This is a genomic window from Amycolatopsis sp. NPDC047767 (assembly GCF_040704195.1).
Lineage (GTDB): Bacteria > Actinomycetota > Actinomycetes > Mycobacteriales > Pseudonocardiaceae > Amycolatopsis.
The window spans coordinates 62,975-78,508 of record NZ_JBEYSJ010000031.1 but is presented as its reverse complement, the minus strand read 5'-3'; the positions used below and the strand labels follow the sequence as shown (position 1 = coordinate 78,508).

Below are 15,534 nucleotides of genomic sequence, written 5' to 3'. Positions count from 1 at the left end.
TCGGCAGAGCGTAAAAGCGTGCCCGGCTGCGAGCGGACGGCAAAAGTACCCACCAGGACGGCCGCGGTGGTGGCGAAAATACGGGGTATGAGCCCGTCGGTCGACCGCCTGGACCTGCTCGGCGAGCAGCCCGGCGAGATCATGCTGCAGTCCCCGCCGATGCTGCCCAAGAGCGGCTCGGGCGGACTGGTCCAGCTCATGATGTTCCTGCCGATGATGCTCGGCATGGGCGCGATGTCGTTCGTCTACATCGGACGCGACGGCGGCGTCATGACCTGGATCTTCGGCGCCCTGTTCGTGACCGCGATGGGCGGCATGGTCGTGATGTCGCTCGGGCGCGGCGGGATGGCCAAGAAGGCGCAGATCAACGAGGAGCGCCGCGACTACCAGCGATACCTGGCCGGCCTGCGCACGAAGGTGCGCGCGGTCGCCGACGAGCAGCGCGCGGCGCTCATCGCGCAGCAGCCCGACCCGGCCGACCTGTGGGCGTACGTGGAGACCGGCCAGTACTGGGACCGTCGCCGCGGCGACCGGCACTTCGCGCTGGTCCGGGCGGCCACCGGCCCGCAACCGCTGGCGACGCCGCTGCGCGCGCCGCAGACCGTGCCGCTGGAGGACCTCGACCCCGTCTCGTCGACGAACCTCAAGTACTTCATCCGCACGTATTCCACTGTGGAGGGTTTGCCCGTTTCGCTTTCGCTGCGCTCGTACGCAGCGGCGACGCTTTCGGGCCGGCGCCCGGACGTGCTCGGGATGACGCGTTCGCTGCTGGCGCAGCTGGCGACGTTCCACTCCCCCACCGACCTGCGCGTCGCGTTCTGCGTGGCCCCGGACCGGCGGCACGACTGGGAGTGGGCGAAGTGGCTGCCGCACGCCACCGCGCCCGCTCTGACCGACGCGACGGGCCGGCGCCGGCTCGTGGCCTCGGGCCCGGCCGAGCTGGCGGAGCTGCTGGGCCCGGACCTGGGCGACCGTCCGGCGTTCACGCGCCGGCCGGGCACGCCGCAGGACCTGCCGCACGTGGTGGTCGTGGTCGACGGCGGCGGCACGCAGGGCGAGCCGCGGCTGCTCGCCGAGGAGGGCCGGCTCGGGATCACCGTGCTGGAGGTCGGCGGCGAACAGCCGCGTGCGGCGTCGAACGAGCAGCTGCTGAGCCTGCACGTCGCGCCGGACCAGCTCGGCATGGTCGTGCTCGACGGCGGCACCGAGGCGCGGCTGGGCTTCCTCGGCACGCCCGACCAGCTCGACCGCGGCGCGGCGGAGGCGCTCGCGCGCACGCTGACGCCGCTGTACCAGGGCACGGCCGTGGTCAGCGAGAAGCCGATGTCGGCGACGTTCGGGCTGGCGGGGCTCCTCGGCATCGGCGACCCGCGCGACACCGACACGACCGTGACGTGGGCGCCGCGCGCGGCCCGCGACCGGCTGCGCATCCCGCTCGGCGTGAACCCCGAGGGCCGGTCGGTGGAACTGGACTTCAAGGAGTCGGCCGAGGGCGGCATGGGCCCGCACGGTCTCGTGATCGGCGCGACGGGTTCGGGCAAGAGCGAGCTGCTGCGCACGCTCGTGACCGCGCTGGCCGTGACGCACTCGTCGGAGAAGCTGAACCTGGCGCTGATCGACTTCAAGGGCGGCGCGACGTTCGCGGGCATGACCGGGCTGCCGCACGTGTGCGCGGTGATCACCAACCTGTCCGACGACCTCGCCCTCGTCGACCGCATGGCCGACGCGTTGAACGGAGAGCTCCTGCGCCGTCAGGAACTCCTGCACTCGGCCGGCAACTACGCCTCGGTGCGCGACTACGAGAAGGCGCGCGCCGACGGGGTGCCGCTGCAGCCGTTGCCGTCACTGCTGGTGATCATCGACGAGTTCTCCGAGCTGCTTTCGTCGCGGCCCGAGTTCATCGACCTGTTCGTGGCGATCGGGCGGCTGGGGCGTTCGCTGGGGATCCACCTGCTGCTGGCTTCGCAGCGGCTGGAGGAAGGCCGGCTGCGCGGGCTCGACTCCCACCTGTCGTACCGGATCGGGCTGCGGACGTTTTCCGCTTCGGAGAGCCGCGCGGTGCTCGGGGTGGCGGACGCGTACCACTTGCCGCCGGTGCCGGGTTCGGCGTATCTGAAGTCGGACAACGACACGTTGACGCGGTTCAAGGCCGCTTATGTGTCGGGTGAGCTGCCGCCGCGGAGCACGATCGTGCGTGAGGACGGCCGGCAGGTGGGGGTGCTGCCGTTCACCTTGGACGCGGTGGAGGTGCCCTTGGCGGCGCCGGTTCCCGTGGCCGAGACGGCCGAGACGGGCACCGGGGAAACCATCATCGGCGCGATGCTTTCCCGGCTGGAAGGCCGTGGCCCGGAGGCCCACCAGATCTGGCTGCCGCCGTTGTCCGAACCACCCACGCTGGACCAGCTCCTGCCACCGCTGGGCGACGACCCGTCCCGCGGCCTGTGCCCCCTCGGCTGGGGCGGCAACGGCAAGCTCACCATCCCCGTCGCCCTGGTCGACAAACCCTTCGAACAACGCCGCGACATGCTCTGGGCCGACTTCTCCGGCGCGGCCGGCAATGCGTTGGTGGTGGGCGCACCGCAAAGCGGCAAGTCGACTTTGCTGAAGGACATCGCGGCGATGCTCGCGTTGACCCACACCCCTGCCGAGGTGCAGCTCTTCATCCTGGACATGGGCGGCGGCGCGCTGGCCCCGATCGCCGGCCTGCCGCACGTCTCGGGCTACGCCACCCGTCGTGATGCCCAGCGGTGCCGCCGGGTGGTGGCCGAGCTGACGACGTTGCTGGAGCAGCGCGAGGAGTTCTTCGCGGCTCAGGGTCTGGAGTCGATGGCCGCGTTCCGCGCGCGGCGCTCTGAGTTGGTCGAGAGCACCGACGGCCGCGAATTCGGCGACGTGTTCCTGTTCGTGGACAACTGGACCACCATCCGCCAGGAGTACGAGCAGCTGGAGGAACAGATCACCGGGCTCGCCGCGCGCGGTCTCGGTTTCGGCATCCACGTGATCGTGACGGTGAACCAGTGGATCGGCGTCCGCGCCCAGCTGCGCGACGCGATCGGTACCCGTTTCGAGCTGCGCCTGGGTGATCCGGCGGATTCTTCGATCGACCGGAAGGTGGCGTTGAATGTGCCGGCCGACCGCCCCGGCCGTGGCCTGACTGCCGACAAGCTGCACTTCCTGGCCGCCCTGCCGCGCGTCGACGGCGACCAACGCCCGGAGACGATCGGTGCCGGCGGCCTGGATCTGGTTCGGCGGGTGACTGCGGCGTGGCCTGGTTCTCGGGCTCCTCAGGTGCGTTTGCTGCCTTCGGAGGTGCCGCTGGAGTCGCTGCCCTCGGCGGCTTCCGGGCGAGTCGTCCTGGGCATCGCGGAGTCGACCCTGCGCCCGGTCGAGCTGGACTTCGCCGCGGACCCCCACTTCCTGGCCTTCGGCGACGTGGAGTCGGGCAAGAGTTCTCTCTTGCGGGCTCTGGCTTCGGGCATCTCCACCGCCTTCTCCCCCGACCAGGCCCTGATCCTGGTGGGCGACTACCGGCGTGGCCTGCTGGGCGCCGTTGATCAGCCGCACCTGCTCGGCTACGCCGGTGCGGAGAACACCTTGACGGACCTGGTGGGCCAATGCGCCACGGCGATGCGGAACCGGCTGCCGGGCCCGGACGTGACGCCAGAGCAGCTGCGCTCGCGGTCTTGGTGGCGGGGGCCGGATCTGTATGTGTTGATCGACGACTACGAACTCGTGGCCACGGCTGGGAAGAATCCGCTGTTGCCGCTGCTGGAGTTTTTGCCGCAGGCTCGGGATATCGGGCTGCACCTGATCATCGCCCGCGCTTCGGGTGGGGCTGGGCGGGGTCTTTACGAGCCGGTGTTGCAGCGGGTGCGGGAGCTGGGGTCGCCGGGCCTGATCATGTCGGGCACGAAGGAGGAGGGCCCGTTGCTGGGTGACGTGAAGCCTTCACCCCAGCCCCCGGGCCGGGGGACGCTGGTGTCGCGTCGGCATGGGACCGGGTTGGTGCAGGTGGCGTGGACGAAACCAGTGGAGTCCTAGGGTTGGAGCCGGCCCTGCCCGAGCCCGAGGCAGACTTCCGTCACATCACCGGACCGGCCAGCGCGTCGCGGAGATCGAGCAACTCGCGCTGGACCTCGTCGGCGGGCTCGAACGGCACTCCCGCTCGGTCGAGCATCACGAGGCAGACCCCGAGAAACCCCCGAGTGAGCTCACGGTACATGCGATTCGCGACCACCGAACTCGCCAACAGCCGCTGGACGAACAACGCCAACGCCGGCGGGTCGATACTCCAGAAGTCGTTCGCACACATCCCGAAGCCGGCCGCCTCGAGGTCGAGGTTCTCGTTCGCCGCGAGCGTCTCGGCCATATTCATGAAAAACTTGCCGATCTGCAGCGCGGGGCTCCAGACCTCCTCGTCACCGACGAAAAAGATGTAGCTCATTTGCGGGAACTCCAAGTGGATGGTGGCCTCCAGGGCCGCGGCCATTACGTCAGTCCGCCGACGGCTTCTGCTTCAGGAATTCGAGTACAGGAGGCGCATCAGCGCGGCGTCAGGAGGGCGCCGGCGGGTGCCGGATTGCGACTTCGCCATGGGGTGAGCCGCTGGAGTAGGTCACGTCCCAGTTTTCGTCGAGTTCGAGCCGCAGTCGGCGGGCCAGGTCCCAGCCTCGTGCGGAGAAGTGGCGTTCGGCCTCGTCCGAGAGGAAGGCCAAGCCCGCGCTTCGGCGGAGACCTTGATCGACCGCCAGAGCACCGGTTCGACGACCGCGTCCATATTCGGCCGCCGTGGCCAAGGCAGCCAGTCCGGCCAACGAAACCCACTCACCATGACCCCCCGAGCAACACACCCTCGACCAGATCAACGATACGGCCCGGCACAACCGCGATTCCCCACGTTCCCGACGCGGCCCGGCACCCTACTTCCGTCGGTCCGAGACCCGACGGAAGTAGGTTATCAAGTTTCCACATGCCACCTACGTTGGTGAAAACATTTCATCGACCGGAGGGGCTCACACATGCGTTTCGCGAAGGCAGTGGCCGTGGTGGCGGGGGCGGCCGCGGTGTTCGGCGTGGTGTCGGCGGGGGCGGCGAGCGCCGGGCCGCGGATCATCGGCGGCGAGACCGTGGACTCGGCGCCGTGGGGTGCGCAGGTTTTCTGGGACGACGCAACGGACTTCGGTGGGTTCGAGTGCTCCGGCACGATCATCGCCTCGCAATGGGTGCTCACCGCGCAGCACTGCCTGAACGCCCCCGGCATGCACGTGAAGGTCGGCAACGTCGCGCTGGGCCAGGGCACCGAGGCCGCCGTGGACCAGCAGAAGGCCTCGCCCAACGGGGACATCGCGCTGCTGCACCTGTCGTCCGCGGTGGACGCGACGTTCATGAAGCTCGGCGACGCCGACCCGGAAACCGGCGCCACCAACCAGATCTACGGCTGGGGCCGCACCGAGGGCAACAAGCCGCCGTCGGACACGCTGAAGACCGCGGACGTCAAGGTCACGGGCCAGGGCACCGACGCGTTCAACGGCACGGCCATCACCAGCGGGGGCGTCACGGGCGCCTCCTGGCACGGCGACTCCGGCGGCCCGCAGCTTGCCGACGGCGTCCAGGTCGGCGTGTGCTCCACCGGTGAGAACTCGGGCAGCGACAAGAACGGCACCCAGAACTACGCCAGCGTCGCCGCGAGCCGCGACTGGATCAAGCAGACCGCGGGCGTCTGATTCCCGTGCCGAGCCGCCCGCCGCATCCTGTGGCGGGCGGCTCGTTATTGCGATGCGCCGGCCGGGCCGGTTCGGCACACTCGGTTCCGTGCTCACCGCCGAGATCGCCTTGGACGTGTTGTCCCGTCTGCGCGCCGCCGGCTGCCACGCCTGGATCGCCAGCGGCTGGGGCGTCGATGCGTTGCTGGGCCGCGAAACCCGCGCGCATTCGGACCTGGACCTGCTGCACCGCGCCGAGGAGGAGCCCACGGTTCTCGCGGCACTGCACGACTTCACCGAATCCGACGACTTCCGCCCGGTCCGCTTCGTCCTCACCCGCCCCGACGGCGCTTCTCTCGACCTGCACCCGCTGCACTTCGAGCCCGACGGCTCCGCCACCCAGGCCGCCGACTCCTCCGGCGGCCTTTTCCGCTATCCGGCGGACTGCTTCGTCACCGGGGCAATCGGCGGCGTCACCGTGCCGTGTCTGTCGGTGGAGCAGCAACTCGCCTTCCACGAGGGCTACGAACCCCGCCCCCACGATCTCGCCGACGTCGCGGCCCTCCGAACAGTCTTCGGTCGGCCCTGAACGGTCGCTACCACTCCGACGACATGTTCTCCGACACGAGGACCTCGAGCACTGTGCCCTCGCGCGTCTCGCGCGTGATCCGCATCGTGCCCGCCGCCAGAAAGCCCTCGGCGTCGGCGCCGCGGATCTCCACGAGCTTCGCGGGCCTGCTCAATGCTTCCGGGTAAGGCCCGTGCCGATCAACCAACAGGAGCCGGACCGGACCGCGGTAGTGCGTCGACAACTCGACTCTCAGAACACTGGAGAACGCCAGTCGAACGACGTCCGGGTAGTCGTCCGACCACGGAGTCCGCAAGGACAGCTGCAAGTGGCCGACCCCGTAGCGCCACAGCTGAAGACCTCGGTCACTGGACCACAACGTCTTCGGTTCGTCGCTCAAGCACACGATGGTAGCCGTCAATCCAGCAGCCCCAGCAACGCCGCCTTGTCCGGCTTCCCCGAAGCGGCCACCGGTACCTCGTCGATCACCTTCACCAGCGCTGCCTCCTCGCCGACGAAACCGGCGATCACGGCGCGCAAAGCAGCCACGTCCGGAACTCGACCCGGAGCCGGCACCACGAAAGCGTGCGCCGCTTCGCCGGTGGCGGGGTTGGGGGCCGCGACGACGTAGGCCTGGTCCACGTCGGCGTGCGAGGCCAGAGCGCGTTCGATCGGACCGGTGTAATGGATGACCGCGTTGACGATCACGACGTCCCGGGTGCGGCCGGTCAGGTAGAGGAAGCCGGAAGCGTCGACGTGGCCGATGTCCTGCGTGCGGACCCAGCCGTCCTGCAACACCGAGGCCGTCTGCGATGGATTGCCCCAATATCCGGAGAACTGGCCGGCCGAGCGGACGTAGATCTCGCCCGAAGCGCCGCGCGCGACGGTGGTCCCCGAAGAGTCGCGGACGGAGAGCTCCACGCCGGCGCAGGGGCGGCCGGCGGAGACCAGCGCGTCCGGGAACGCGGCGACGTCCGCGGGGGTCAGCACGGTCAGCTTGCCCACCTCGGTCTGGCCGTACGCCTGCTGCATTCCCGGCCCCACGCGGGAAAACGCCTCCGCCATCAAGCCCGGCGCGACGGGCGAGCCGGCCACGACCAGCATCCGCACGGAGCTGAGATCCACCGGAGTGGTCCGCAGTACGTCGAGGATCTTGTACAGCCGCGGCACCGTCGTCAGGGCCGCCGTGATGTCCAGCCGCGGCAGGATCCACGGGAAATCGGGGAGCTGCGCGGGAATCACCACCGTTCCGCCCGCCAGCAGGCAGGACCGCAGGTGCGTGATCATCACCGCGCTCGTCAAGGTGCCGAACAGCAGGAACCGCCGATAGCGCGCCGCCAGGTCCGCGGGGCTCTCCTCCGGGCGCTGCTCGATGCCCTGTGCCGTCAACGCCGCGAAGCTGTACGTCACGCCCTTCGGCAAGCCCGTGCTGCCGCTGGTGAACACGACCCAGCCGATGTCCGAAGGCCGCCCGGCGGGCACGGGTTCCTCGAAGACCGACAGCAGTTCCGGCCCGACCCGCAGGATCTTCGCCCCCGCGGCCGTCGCGCGCAGTTCCGGTGTCTCCGACGCCTCGTCGACGACGACCGCCGCCAGGTCGCCCACCACCGTCCGCAGGTGCGCGACCGGCAGGCCCGCGCGGATGCCGACGGTGCGGCACCCCAGCGTCTGCGCGGCGATCTGCGCGGCCCACCCCTCCGGCGTCACGGCGGTGGCGACCCCGACGCCGTCACCGCGCGAGACGCCCGCGCCCCGCAGGGCGGCGACGAAGCGGCCGATCAGGTCGCGCGCCTCACCCCGCGTGACCTTCCGCGGGCCGTGCTCGAACGCCACCGCGTCCGGCTCGGAGCTGAGCGCGTCGAGCACCGCCTGCGGGTAGACCATCGCACCATCCCTCGTCCGAGCCGGAAACGCAGGACCATCCCTACCCGGAAGATCTCAGAATTCCGTCAGAGCATGCACTCTCGGTGAACGCAGCGACAGCGCCACTCCCGCCGCCACCACCACGATCAGCCCCGCCGTCGCGGACAGCGTCCAGAAGTCCGGCCGGACGATCGACTGGCCGCGCAACGCCTGCCACGTCACCAGAGCCAGCACCCCCGCGTAGCCGACGACCGCGGTCCGCACCAGCCGCCGGCGCACGAGGTCCGACGACAGCACGGGATACCGCCGCGCGAGCGCCACGAGGGCCAGCGCGACGAGCGGCAATGCCTGAATCGCGTGGATGCCCACGAAGTGCGGGATCCGCAGATCGCCACCCACCGTGCTCCAGCCGAGCAGCGGCAGCCCCGGCCCGCCGTCCGCGAGACCGACCGTGTGCCCGCCGAACGTCGACGGCCGCTCCCCGGCCGCGTACATCGTCTTCTGCTCCGGCGTCGCCGAGAACATCAGCAACGCCAAGCCCATCCCCACGGCCGCGACCGCCGTCCCCCACCGCAGCGCCGACGCGAGCGCCCGGTCCGGCAGCTTCTGGAACAGCAGCAGCACGACCACGGCGGCCGTCGCGCCCCACGCCGTGAACGCGCCGGTGGCCACGATGTTGTTGATCGTCACGTCGGCCGGGGTCGCGCGGTTGAAGTGCAGCGTCCGGTCGCGGACCACGACCTGCCACACCAGCAGCGTCATGTCCATCCCGATGCCGACGGCGAACACCGTGCCGATCCACCACCCGGCCCGCCGGCCGCGCCGCAGCAGCGTGAGCAGCCACGCCAGCGTCAGCGCGTACATGCCCACCGACACCGAGAACTTGAACGGTTTGGCCCACAGCGGCGCGTTGACGAGCGTGCGATCATCGAACACCAGCCCCAGTGCCGACACCACGAGCAGCAGCGCCATCGCCCCCGCGAGCACCACGAGCGGCCGGTGCAGCCGAGCGAGTGAAATTCCCCCAGTCGTCATGCCTTCAGGGTCGCGAGACCGGCGGGAAAGGGCACTGGAGAGCGCCCCCGTCCCCGCGGTGGGGCGCGCCCCACCCCGTGTAGGTAATAGTGCCGTCAAAGCGACCGGCAGTTGTGCCGTTTGACCACACCTCCGGGTTTTCTAGCGTGACATTCACAACGCGCGGGCAGGGGCAAGCCTCTCGCGCACCGGGATCTTCCGCGAGAGGGAAGGAGGTGGCCCGTCATGTCCAGTCCGGGATTCCAGGCAGATTCCGCTGCGATGACGCGCGCCGTCCAGGGCTTCGAGGAAACCGCGTCGAACGCGAAGACGACCATGGCCAGCTTGGAGTCGGAGCTCACCGAGACTCTGCGCAACTACAAGGGCGACCAGGCCGTGGCGTTCTGGGACCTGCAGCGCCGGCTCCAGGAGAAGATGCAGGCCGCGGTGAAGGAGCTCGACACCATGTCGCAGCTCGTGCACACGAGCCACACGAACTACAACACCGGCGACTCGGACGTGCACCAGAGCTTCCAGAGCGTCGGCCACAACCTCGAGGGCGCTTCGGTGATCCCTCGCCTCAACCTTTGAGTCACGGAGAGGACCGGCAAGATGGCTGACGTCGTCGAAATCAACTTCGCCGCGCTGCAGTACAGCTCGGCGTCGCTGGCCGCCAAGGCCAAGGCACTGACCTCGCAGCTGGAGCAGCTGCACCAGAACCTCCAGCCGATCACGGCGACGTGGTACGCCTCCGGCAGCTCCGCCGGTGAGGCCGCCCGCCAGGCCGAGACGCGGCTGCGGCAGGCCACCGCCGACATCGTCGCGATCATCGCGCAGTTCGGCGGCAAGGTGGGCGACGCCCACGACCTGCAGTCGCAGCTGGAGAACCGCAACCAGGGTCTGTTCGCCTGATCCGCTCCCGACGTCGGTCGGCCGGTGCGAGAAACCCCCGCTCGCACCGGCCGACCGGCTTTCCAGCGTCCGTTCTGCACGAGAGGGTCGGGACCGATGCACGACCAGTCGTACTACGTTCACCTCCAATCGCTGAAGGACTTCGTGCGGGAGCTGGAAACCCAGATCCACGCGATGTCCAAGCCCGACGACTTCCTCAGCACGCTCGGCGACCACCCGCTGCTGTTCGGGGAGTTCGGGGAAGCCGGCTCGCTCGTCGACGCCCACCGCGCGGCCGTCGCGGAGATGCGGGGACTGCTCGAACAGGTCCGCGGCGCGATCACGTTCGCGCAGGACGTGACCACCACCGTCGCCGACGGCTACGAGCAGGCCGACCAGTCGGTGGCCGGCGATCTCCACCAGTCGGGCAGCGAGACCGGGCTGCTCGATCCGCTGCTTTCGCTGCTGGGCCTCGGGTCCGGCGGCTCGAACCACTCCGGGGGGACGGACGTATGAGCGGCGCGCGCACCAACTTCGCCGCGTACACGCACCAGCAGCTGTACGCGATGCTGCAGGCCGGCGACCCCAGCAGCGCCCAGGCCGCGGCCGACCAGTGGAATTCCACCGCGATCGGGCTCCACGAGCAGGCCGAGAACCTGTCGAAGGAGCTCTCGGACTTCTCGGGCGAGTGGACCGGTGGCGCGGCGGACCAGTACTCGCACATGATCACCGACCTCGTCGGCGGCATCCGCAAGGTCGCGCAGACCGCGCAGGGCATGCAGCACATGCTGGAGGACGCGGCCGACGCGCTCGTGAAGGCCAAGGCCGAGATGCCGCCGCCGGTTTCGGTGCCGGACGTCTCGCCCGGTGAGGTCGCGCTGGCCGTGAACCCGCCGTTGCTGCCGCCCGACTCGTCGCCGGCGACCCTCGCCGCCGCGGCTCAGCAGCGGCAGCAGGCGATCGCGAACGTCGAGGCGCAGCAGCAGGCCGCGAACGCCGCGGGTTCCGCCCACGCCAAGGCGATCGTGGTCATGACCAACCTGGCCACGAACTACACCACCGCCGAGGACTCGATCCCCGTCTCGCCCAACGCGGTCGACGCGCCTGCCACTCCCCCGGCCGGTGGCGGTGCGTCCGGTGGCGGCGCGACCGGCAACAGCCTGGCCGACCCGGGGGTCGTCGTCGGCACCCCGGCCGACTCGCACCCGCTGCCGGCCGACGGCTCCGTGGCGGGAACGCCGGGGGTTCCGGGCTCCGACCCGGCCACCGCGGGCAGTCCGCTGTTCGGCGACATGTTCACGGCGGGTCTCGCGGCGGCGTCGGCGGCGGCGTTCGGACGGTTCGGTTCGATCATGCCGAAGGTGCCGGCGTGGGCGTCCGGAAAGGACTCCGACGACAAGAAGGACGAGCCGGCGGGCACGAAGCTCGGCGGCGGCGCGGGCACCGAAGGCGGCGCCGGCGGTGGCATCCCGATCGGCGGCGGTGGCGCGCCGTCGCTCGACGGCGGCGGAATCCCCGGCGGCGGAGGGCTTTCCGGCGGCAGCGACGCCCCGGCGGCCCACTCCGGCCTCGCGGGCGACGGCGGCGCGTCGAACGTCCTCAGTGGACTCGCGGGCGGTGCGGCCGGTGCCGCGGGCGCGGCGGCGAAGAGCGCGATGCCGATGATGCCCATGATGCCGATGGGCATGGGCGCCGGCAGCGACCTCGGTTCGGGACGGCGGATTCCGGCGTGGCTCGTGGAGACGGAGAACGTGTGGGGCCAGCAGGCGCCCGTGGCTCCGTCGGTGATCGGCGAAGAGCCGGAAACCTACTGATCGGGAGGACGGCTCGGTGACTGCTGCAGTGGACTCCGGGGGTTACCGGGTCGCTCCCGCCAAGCTCGACGCGGCCGCGGCGGACCTGGGCGGGCGCGCGGGCGCGCTCGAGACGGCGCAGAAGGCCGTGGCGGGGATTTCCGTGCCCGCCACGGCGTTCGGCCAGGTTTCCGCTTCGGCGGACTGCGCCGCGACGTTGAAGAAGACGTTGTCCGAGCTCGGCGAGAAGATCGACGGACAGGTGCAGCGCGCGAAGGTGCTGCAGAACGGGCTCACCGCGTCGGCCGCGGGGTACCGGCGGGCCGACGAGCAGGTGGCGGCTTCCTACCGGTCGTTGCTGCCCGAGGACCCGCTGCCGGCGGTGAGCGGTCCCGTCGGGGCGGCGGCGAGCGGGGCGTGGGCTCAGGACATCGCGGCGAACCGCACCAAGGTTTCGGCCGCGCTGACTTCGGAGCAGACGCATCTTGCGCAGCTTCAGTCTGCCGGTGGCAGCGCCGACGACATCGCGCGTTCGCAGCGCAGGATCGCGCTGTACCAGGACATTCTGGCGAACAACCGGCAGATCCTGCGGTTCGACCCCGCGGCCGACGGACGGATCGCCGAGCTCGTGGGCTCGATCCAGCCGGGGACGCGCAACGTCGGGCTGTTCGTGCCGGGTGTGAACACGCGGCTGGACAACTTCCAGGGTTACGCCGACCTCGGCCGCAGCCTGGTAGCCGCCGACCCGACGGGCCGTACGGCGATGGTCGTGTGGGCCGACGGCGATTTCCCGCAGAACCCCCTGGTCGAAGGCCCGGACGCGAGCTACGCGCAGACGATGGCTCCGGACCTCAAGACGTTCGGCGACGAGCTGCGCGGCCAGGTCGACACCCAGACCGGCGGCGCCGCGACCATCACCGCCATCGGCCACAGCTACGGCGGCGCGACCGTCGGACTGGCCGACTCGCAGGGGCTGGCCGTCGACCGTGTGCTGCACGTGGAGTCGGCCGGCATGGGCCACGGCGTCTGGAGCCCGGCCGACCTGCCCGCGAGCCAGGCGGGCGTGCAGCGCTTCTCGATGACGGCGCCGCTCGACCCCATCGTCGTCGCCCAGGGCAACGCCTGGGGCGCCGAGTGGACCGGCATCGGCCACGGCGCCGACCCCGACACGTTCCCGGGCGTCACGGACCTCGCGACGGGTCACGACGCGGCCGGCAACGAGCTCTGGGGCCTGTCTTCCCACAGCGACGTGCTCAAGCCCGGCTCCGACTCGTGGACCAACATCTACGGCGTCCTCACCGGCGGCGCGCTCACGACCGTGCCGGGGGTGCAGCGATGACCCTCCCGTTGCTGGCCGACGAGCTCACGGCCGTCATCGACGGCGTCGCCGCCACCTTCGGCCCCGGCGCCGTCCCCACGGTCGACGGCGAGCTCGACTGCGACCCCGCCCACCCGGGCACCCTGGTGTGCTGGCAGTACGGCGTCCGCCTCGACCACCGCGGCGACGCGGAACACCAGCTGGCGGAATCGGTGCTGCCCTCGCTGGAAGCCGCGGGCTGGTCCGCGCACGACCGCAGCACCCCGCGCGAACTCATCGCCCGCTTCCACCGCGACGGCGCCGACTTCACCGTCCACGTCGCCCGCGCCGGCGGCGGCGTCGCGATCATCGGCTCGACGCGGTGCGTGGTGCCGGCCTGAGGTCATGAGCTGCCGTCGACCTCGGCGTCGAGGGCAGGCAAGCGGCCGAACCCGTTGGTGCGACGGCAAATCCGCTCCACGACCGCCGACCGCAACGACCTGCGAGGCAGCGACACCGGCGCGGGACACGGGGTAGCGCGCCTGGCTCGCCGCAGCCACCCGCGGCGCGGTTCAGAACGTACTGTGCCCGGACGAACCCATTGGTGCAACAGCAAATACACGCCGCGACCCGCCCACCGCGTCGACCTGCGAGGCAGCGAAACGGGCGCGGAACGCTCGGTAGCACGCCTGACTCGCCGCCGCAGCCACCGCGGTTCAGCACGTGTCGAACCCGTTGGTGCGACGGCGAATCCGCGCCACGACCGCCGACTGCCCGCCCGTTCCGCGCCGTCTTCGCGGCGACCCGGCCGGCGGTCGCGGTGCCGGGGTGAGGTGTCAGCGAAGCCAGCGCAGGGCGGCTTCGGCCGTGTCCTCCGGAGTGCGGTTGAAGGCGATGGCCGCGGCGGGCGCGAGGCGGTGGACGAGGTTCACGACCTGCTCGAAGAGTTCCAGCAACGGCTCGTGGCCGCGGATGCCGCCGCCGATGACGATGCAGCCGTAGTCGGTTTGGGTCAGGGCGGATTCGATGGTGGCCAGCGGGTTGTCGTCCGGAGCGATCAAGCAGAGGTCGGACGCCAGGCCGTGGGTGGCGAAGGTGGCTTGGCCGCGCGCGATGGCGGCCTGGACCGGGGCGGGGTCCCAGCCGTCGAGGCGGGTGGGGTCGAGGCCGATCACCAGGACGCGGCGCACGGGATCACGACCCGAACCGGGAGGCGCGCCACGAGCGGCGGCGGCCGCGGCGGACGGTGGCGACGGCGATGCCCGCGGCGGCGGCCAGCGCGACGCCGCCGAGGGCGATGGCGGCGGCGGGGACGTCCACGGCCGAGGTGTGCGGGGCCGGAGCAGGGGCGACGGCAGGCAGGGCAACCGGAGCGACCGACGCGCCCGGGCCCGCGACGGAAGCGGGCAGCGTCGACGAAACGGCGGCATAAGCGTCCACCACGCCCCAGCCGCGGCGGGGGTCGTGGCCGCCCGACGGGGGGCGCGAAGCCGTGAGGGTCAGGCGGGTCACGACCTGATCGCCCGTGAAGTCCGGGTGGGCGGCGCGCACCAGTGCGGCGACGCCGGCGACGTAGGCGGCGGCCAGGCCCGGGTCCGTCACCGGCCAGCGGTGCGCGACGGCGCCGCCCGCGCCGGCCGAGGTGCTGACCAGGTCGGCGCCCGGGGCGGCGACGCCGAGGTAGTCGCCGGCTTCGGTCTGGACCGGGGCGCCCGCCTGGTTCGTGGAGCCGACGGCCAGCACGCCCGTCGACGCGGTGGGATAGGTGTGCGCGCCCTGCTGGGTGGCGGCCGCGGCGGAGACCACGACGGCGCCGCGGGCATGGGCGCGCGCGACCGCCGCGTCCAGAGCCGGGCTGTCGAACGCCGCCAGCACGGCGATGAGCAGGACCCCCGCGCCCCGGTCGAGGGCCGTGTCCATGGCGCCCGCCAAGGCGCCGGGGTCGCCGCCGTCGTGGGAAGAAGCGTCGACGTACTGCAGCGGCAGGAGCTTCGCGCCTGGTGCGACGCCGACGAACGTCGTCTCCTCCGAAGGCTGCGCGGCGACGATGCCCGCGGCGATGGTGCCGCGGCCGTCGCAGTCGGACGGGGCCGTGCCGGGGCCGGTGAGGACCTGGCCGGGCGCGAACTGGCCGTTCTGGGCGTCGATCCCCGTGCCGATCACGGCCACGACCTGGCCGTCGCCGCGGGTGAGCGGCCACAGGCGCTGCGGGTCGACGAGCCGCTGGCCCCACGACACGGCGCCGGTGTAGGTGCCGGACGGGTTCGCGCACGCCCCCACCGCGTTCGCGGACCCGGCGACACCGACGGACGACAGGGAAGAGGCGGCCACCAGACCGGCCACGGCGAAGACGGCTGGCCACCTCACCGCGGCACCCTCCCGGAGAATCTCGCTGTCCGACAACGG

15 protein-coding genes are annotated in these 15,534 nt (G+C 71.4%); 9 read left to right on the top strand and 6 right to left on the bottom strand.

Features of this window, described 5'->3' with window-relative positions:
* Positions 1–87: 87 nt before the first annotated feature.
* Positions 88–4,041, top strand: coding sequence for a type VII secretion protein EccCa (gene eccCa, locus AB0878_RS38395; RefSeq protein WP_366585863.1), 3,954 nt, complete (start codon positions 88–90; stop codon positions 4,039–4,041).
* Positions 4,042–4,081: 40 nt separating this feature from the next.
* Here the strand turns inward: eccCa and AB0878_RS38390 are convergent, their stop codons facing one another.
* Complete coding sequence (locus AB0878_RS38390; RefSeq protein ID WP_366585861.1) at positions 4,082–4,489, bottom strand: DUF6086 family protein; 408 nt, start codon at positions 4,487–4,489, stop codon at positions 4,082–4,084.
* 529 nt (positions 4,490–5,018) lie between these two features.
* Between AB0878_RS38390 and AB0878_RS38385 the strand changes: the two genes are divergently transcribed.
* Entirely contained in the window at positions 5,019–5,723 is a 705-nt protein-coding gene (locus AB0878_RS38385) for a trypsin-like serine protease (protein ID WP_366585859.1), read from the top strand.
* Between the two features lie 88 nt (positions 5,724–5,811).
* Positions 5,812–6,291 (top strand): hypothetical protein, encoded by a 480-nt coding sequence (locus AB0878_RS38380; RefSeq protein WP_366585857.1) that lies wholly within the window; start codon positions 5,812–5,814, stop codon positions 6,289–6,291.
* Between the two features lie 7 nt (positions 6,292–6,298).
* Here AB0878_RS38380 and AB0878_RS38375 read toward each other — a convergent pair whose 3' ends face one another.
* The 3 genes from AB0878_RS38375 to AB0878_RS38365 are packed head-to-tail and all read right to left on the bottom strand — an operon-like array spanning position 6,299 to position 9,168.
* A complete protein-coding gene (locus tag AB0878_RS38375; RefSeq protein WP_366585855.1) occupies positions 6,299–6,670 on the bottom strand; it encodes a hypothetical protein in 372 nt (123 codons plus the stop codon).
* A 17-nt stretch (positions 6,671–6,687) separates the two neighbouring features.
* On the bottom strand, positions 6,688–8,154 hold the full coding sequence (locus AB0878_RS38370; protein WP_366585853.1) for a long-chain fatty acid--CoA ligase: 1,467 nt from the start codon (positions 8,152–8,154) through the stop codon (positions 6,688–6,690).
* 54 nt (positions 8,155–8,208) lie between these two features.
* On the bottom strand, positions 8,209–9,168 hold the full coding sequence (locus tag AB0878_RS38365; protein ID WP_366585851.1) for a hypothetical protein: 960 nt from the start codon (positions 9,166–9,168) through the stop codon (positions 8,209–8,211).
* A 225-nt stretch (positions 9,169–9,393) separates the two neighbouring features.
* Between AB0878_RS38365 and AB0878_RS38360 the strand changes: the two genes are divergently transcribed.
* From AB0878_RS38360 to AB0878_RS38335, 6 genes are all read left to right on the top strand, one after another.
* Positions 9,394–9,738 (top strand): WXG100 family type VII secretion target, encoded by a 345-nt coding sequence (locus AB0878_RS38360; protein WP_326569543.1) that lies wholly within the window; start codon positions 9,394–9,396, stop codon positions 9,736–9,738.
* Positions 9,739–9,759: 21 nt separating this feature from the next.
* On the top strand, positions 9,760–10,059 hold the full coding sequence (locus AB0878_RS38355; RefSeq protein ID WP_285969303.1) for a hypothetical protein: 300 nt from the start codon (positions 9,760–9,762) through the stop codon (positions 10,057–10,059).
* Positions 10,060–10,155: 96 nt separating this feature from the next.
* The gene (locus tag AB0878_RS38350; protein ID WP_366585848.1) at positions 10,156–10,554 is read left to right on the top strand and encodes a hypothetical protein; all 399 of its coding nucleotides are present in this window, start codon (positions 10,156–10,158) and stop codon (positions 10,552–10,554) included.
* Positions 10,551–11,852: a WXG100 family type VII secretion target gene (locus tag AB0878_RS38345; RefSeq protein WP_366585846.1), complete on the top strand. Its 1,302-nt coding sequence runs from the start codon at positions 10,551–10,553 to the stop codon at positions 11,850–11,852. The genes AB0878_RS38350 and AB0878_RS38345 overlap by 4 nt, the downstream gene beginning before the upstream one ends.
* A gap of 16 nt (positions 11,853–11,868) precedes the next feature.
* Entirely contained in the window at positions 11,869–13,170 is a 1,302-nt protein-coding gene (locus AB0878_RS38340) for an alpha/beta hydrolase (RefSeq protein WP_366585844.1), read from the top strand.
* Entirely contained in the window at positions 13,167–13,529 is a 363-nt protein-coding gene (locus AB0878_RS38335; protein WP_366585842.1) for a hypothetical protein, read from the top strand. The genes AB0878_RS38340 and AB0878_RS38335 overlap by 4 nt, the downstream gene beginning before the upstream one ends.
* Before the next feature lie 435 nt (positions 13,530–13,964).
* On the opposite strand, the gene AB0878_RS38330 is transcribed toward AB0878_RS38335, so the two are convergent.
* A complete protein-coding gene (locus AB0878_RS38330) occupies positions 13,965–14,318 on the bottom strand; it encodes a hypothetical protein (protein WP_366585840.1) in 354 nt (117 codons plus the stop codon).
* A gap of 4 nt (positions 14,319–14,322) precedes the next feature.
* Positions 14,323–15,495 carry a S8 family serine peptidase gene (locus tag AB0878_RS38325; protein WP_366585838.1) on the bottom strand — a complete coding sequence of 391 codons (1,173 nt, stop codon included), beginning with the start codon at positions 15,493–15,495 and terminating at the stop codon, positions 14,323–14,325.
* Positions 15,496–15,534 lie beyond the last annotated feature (39 nt).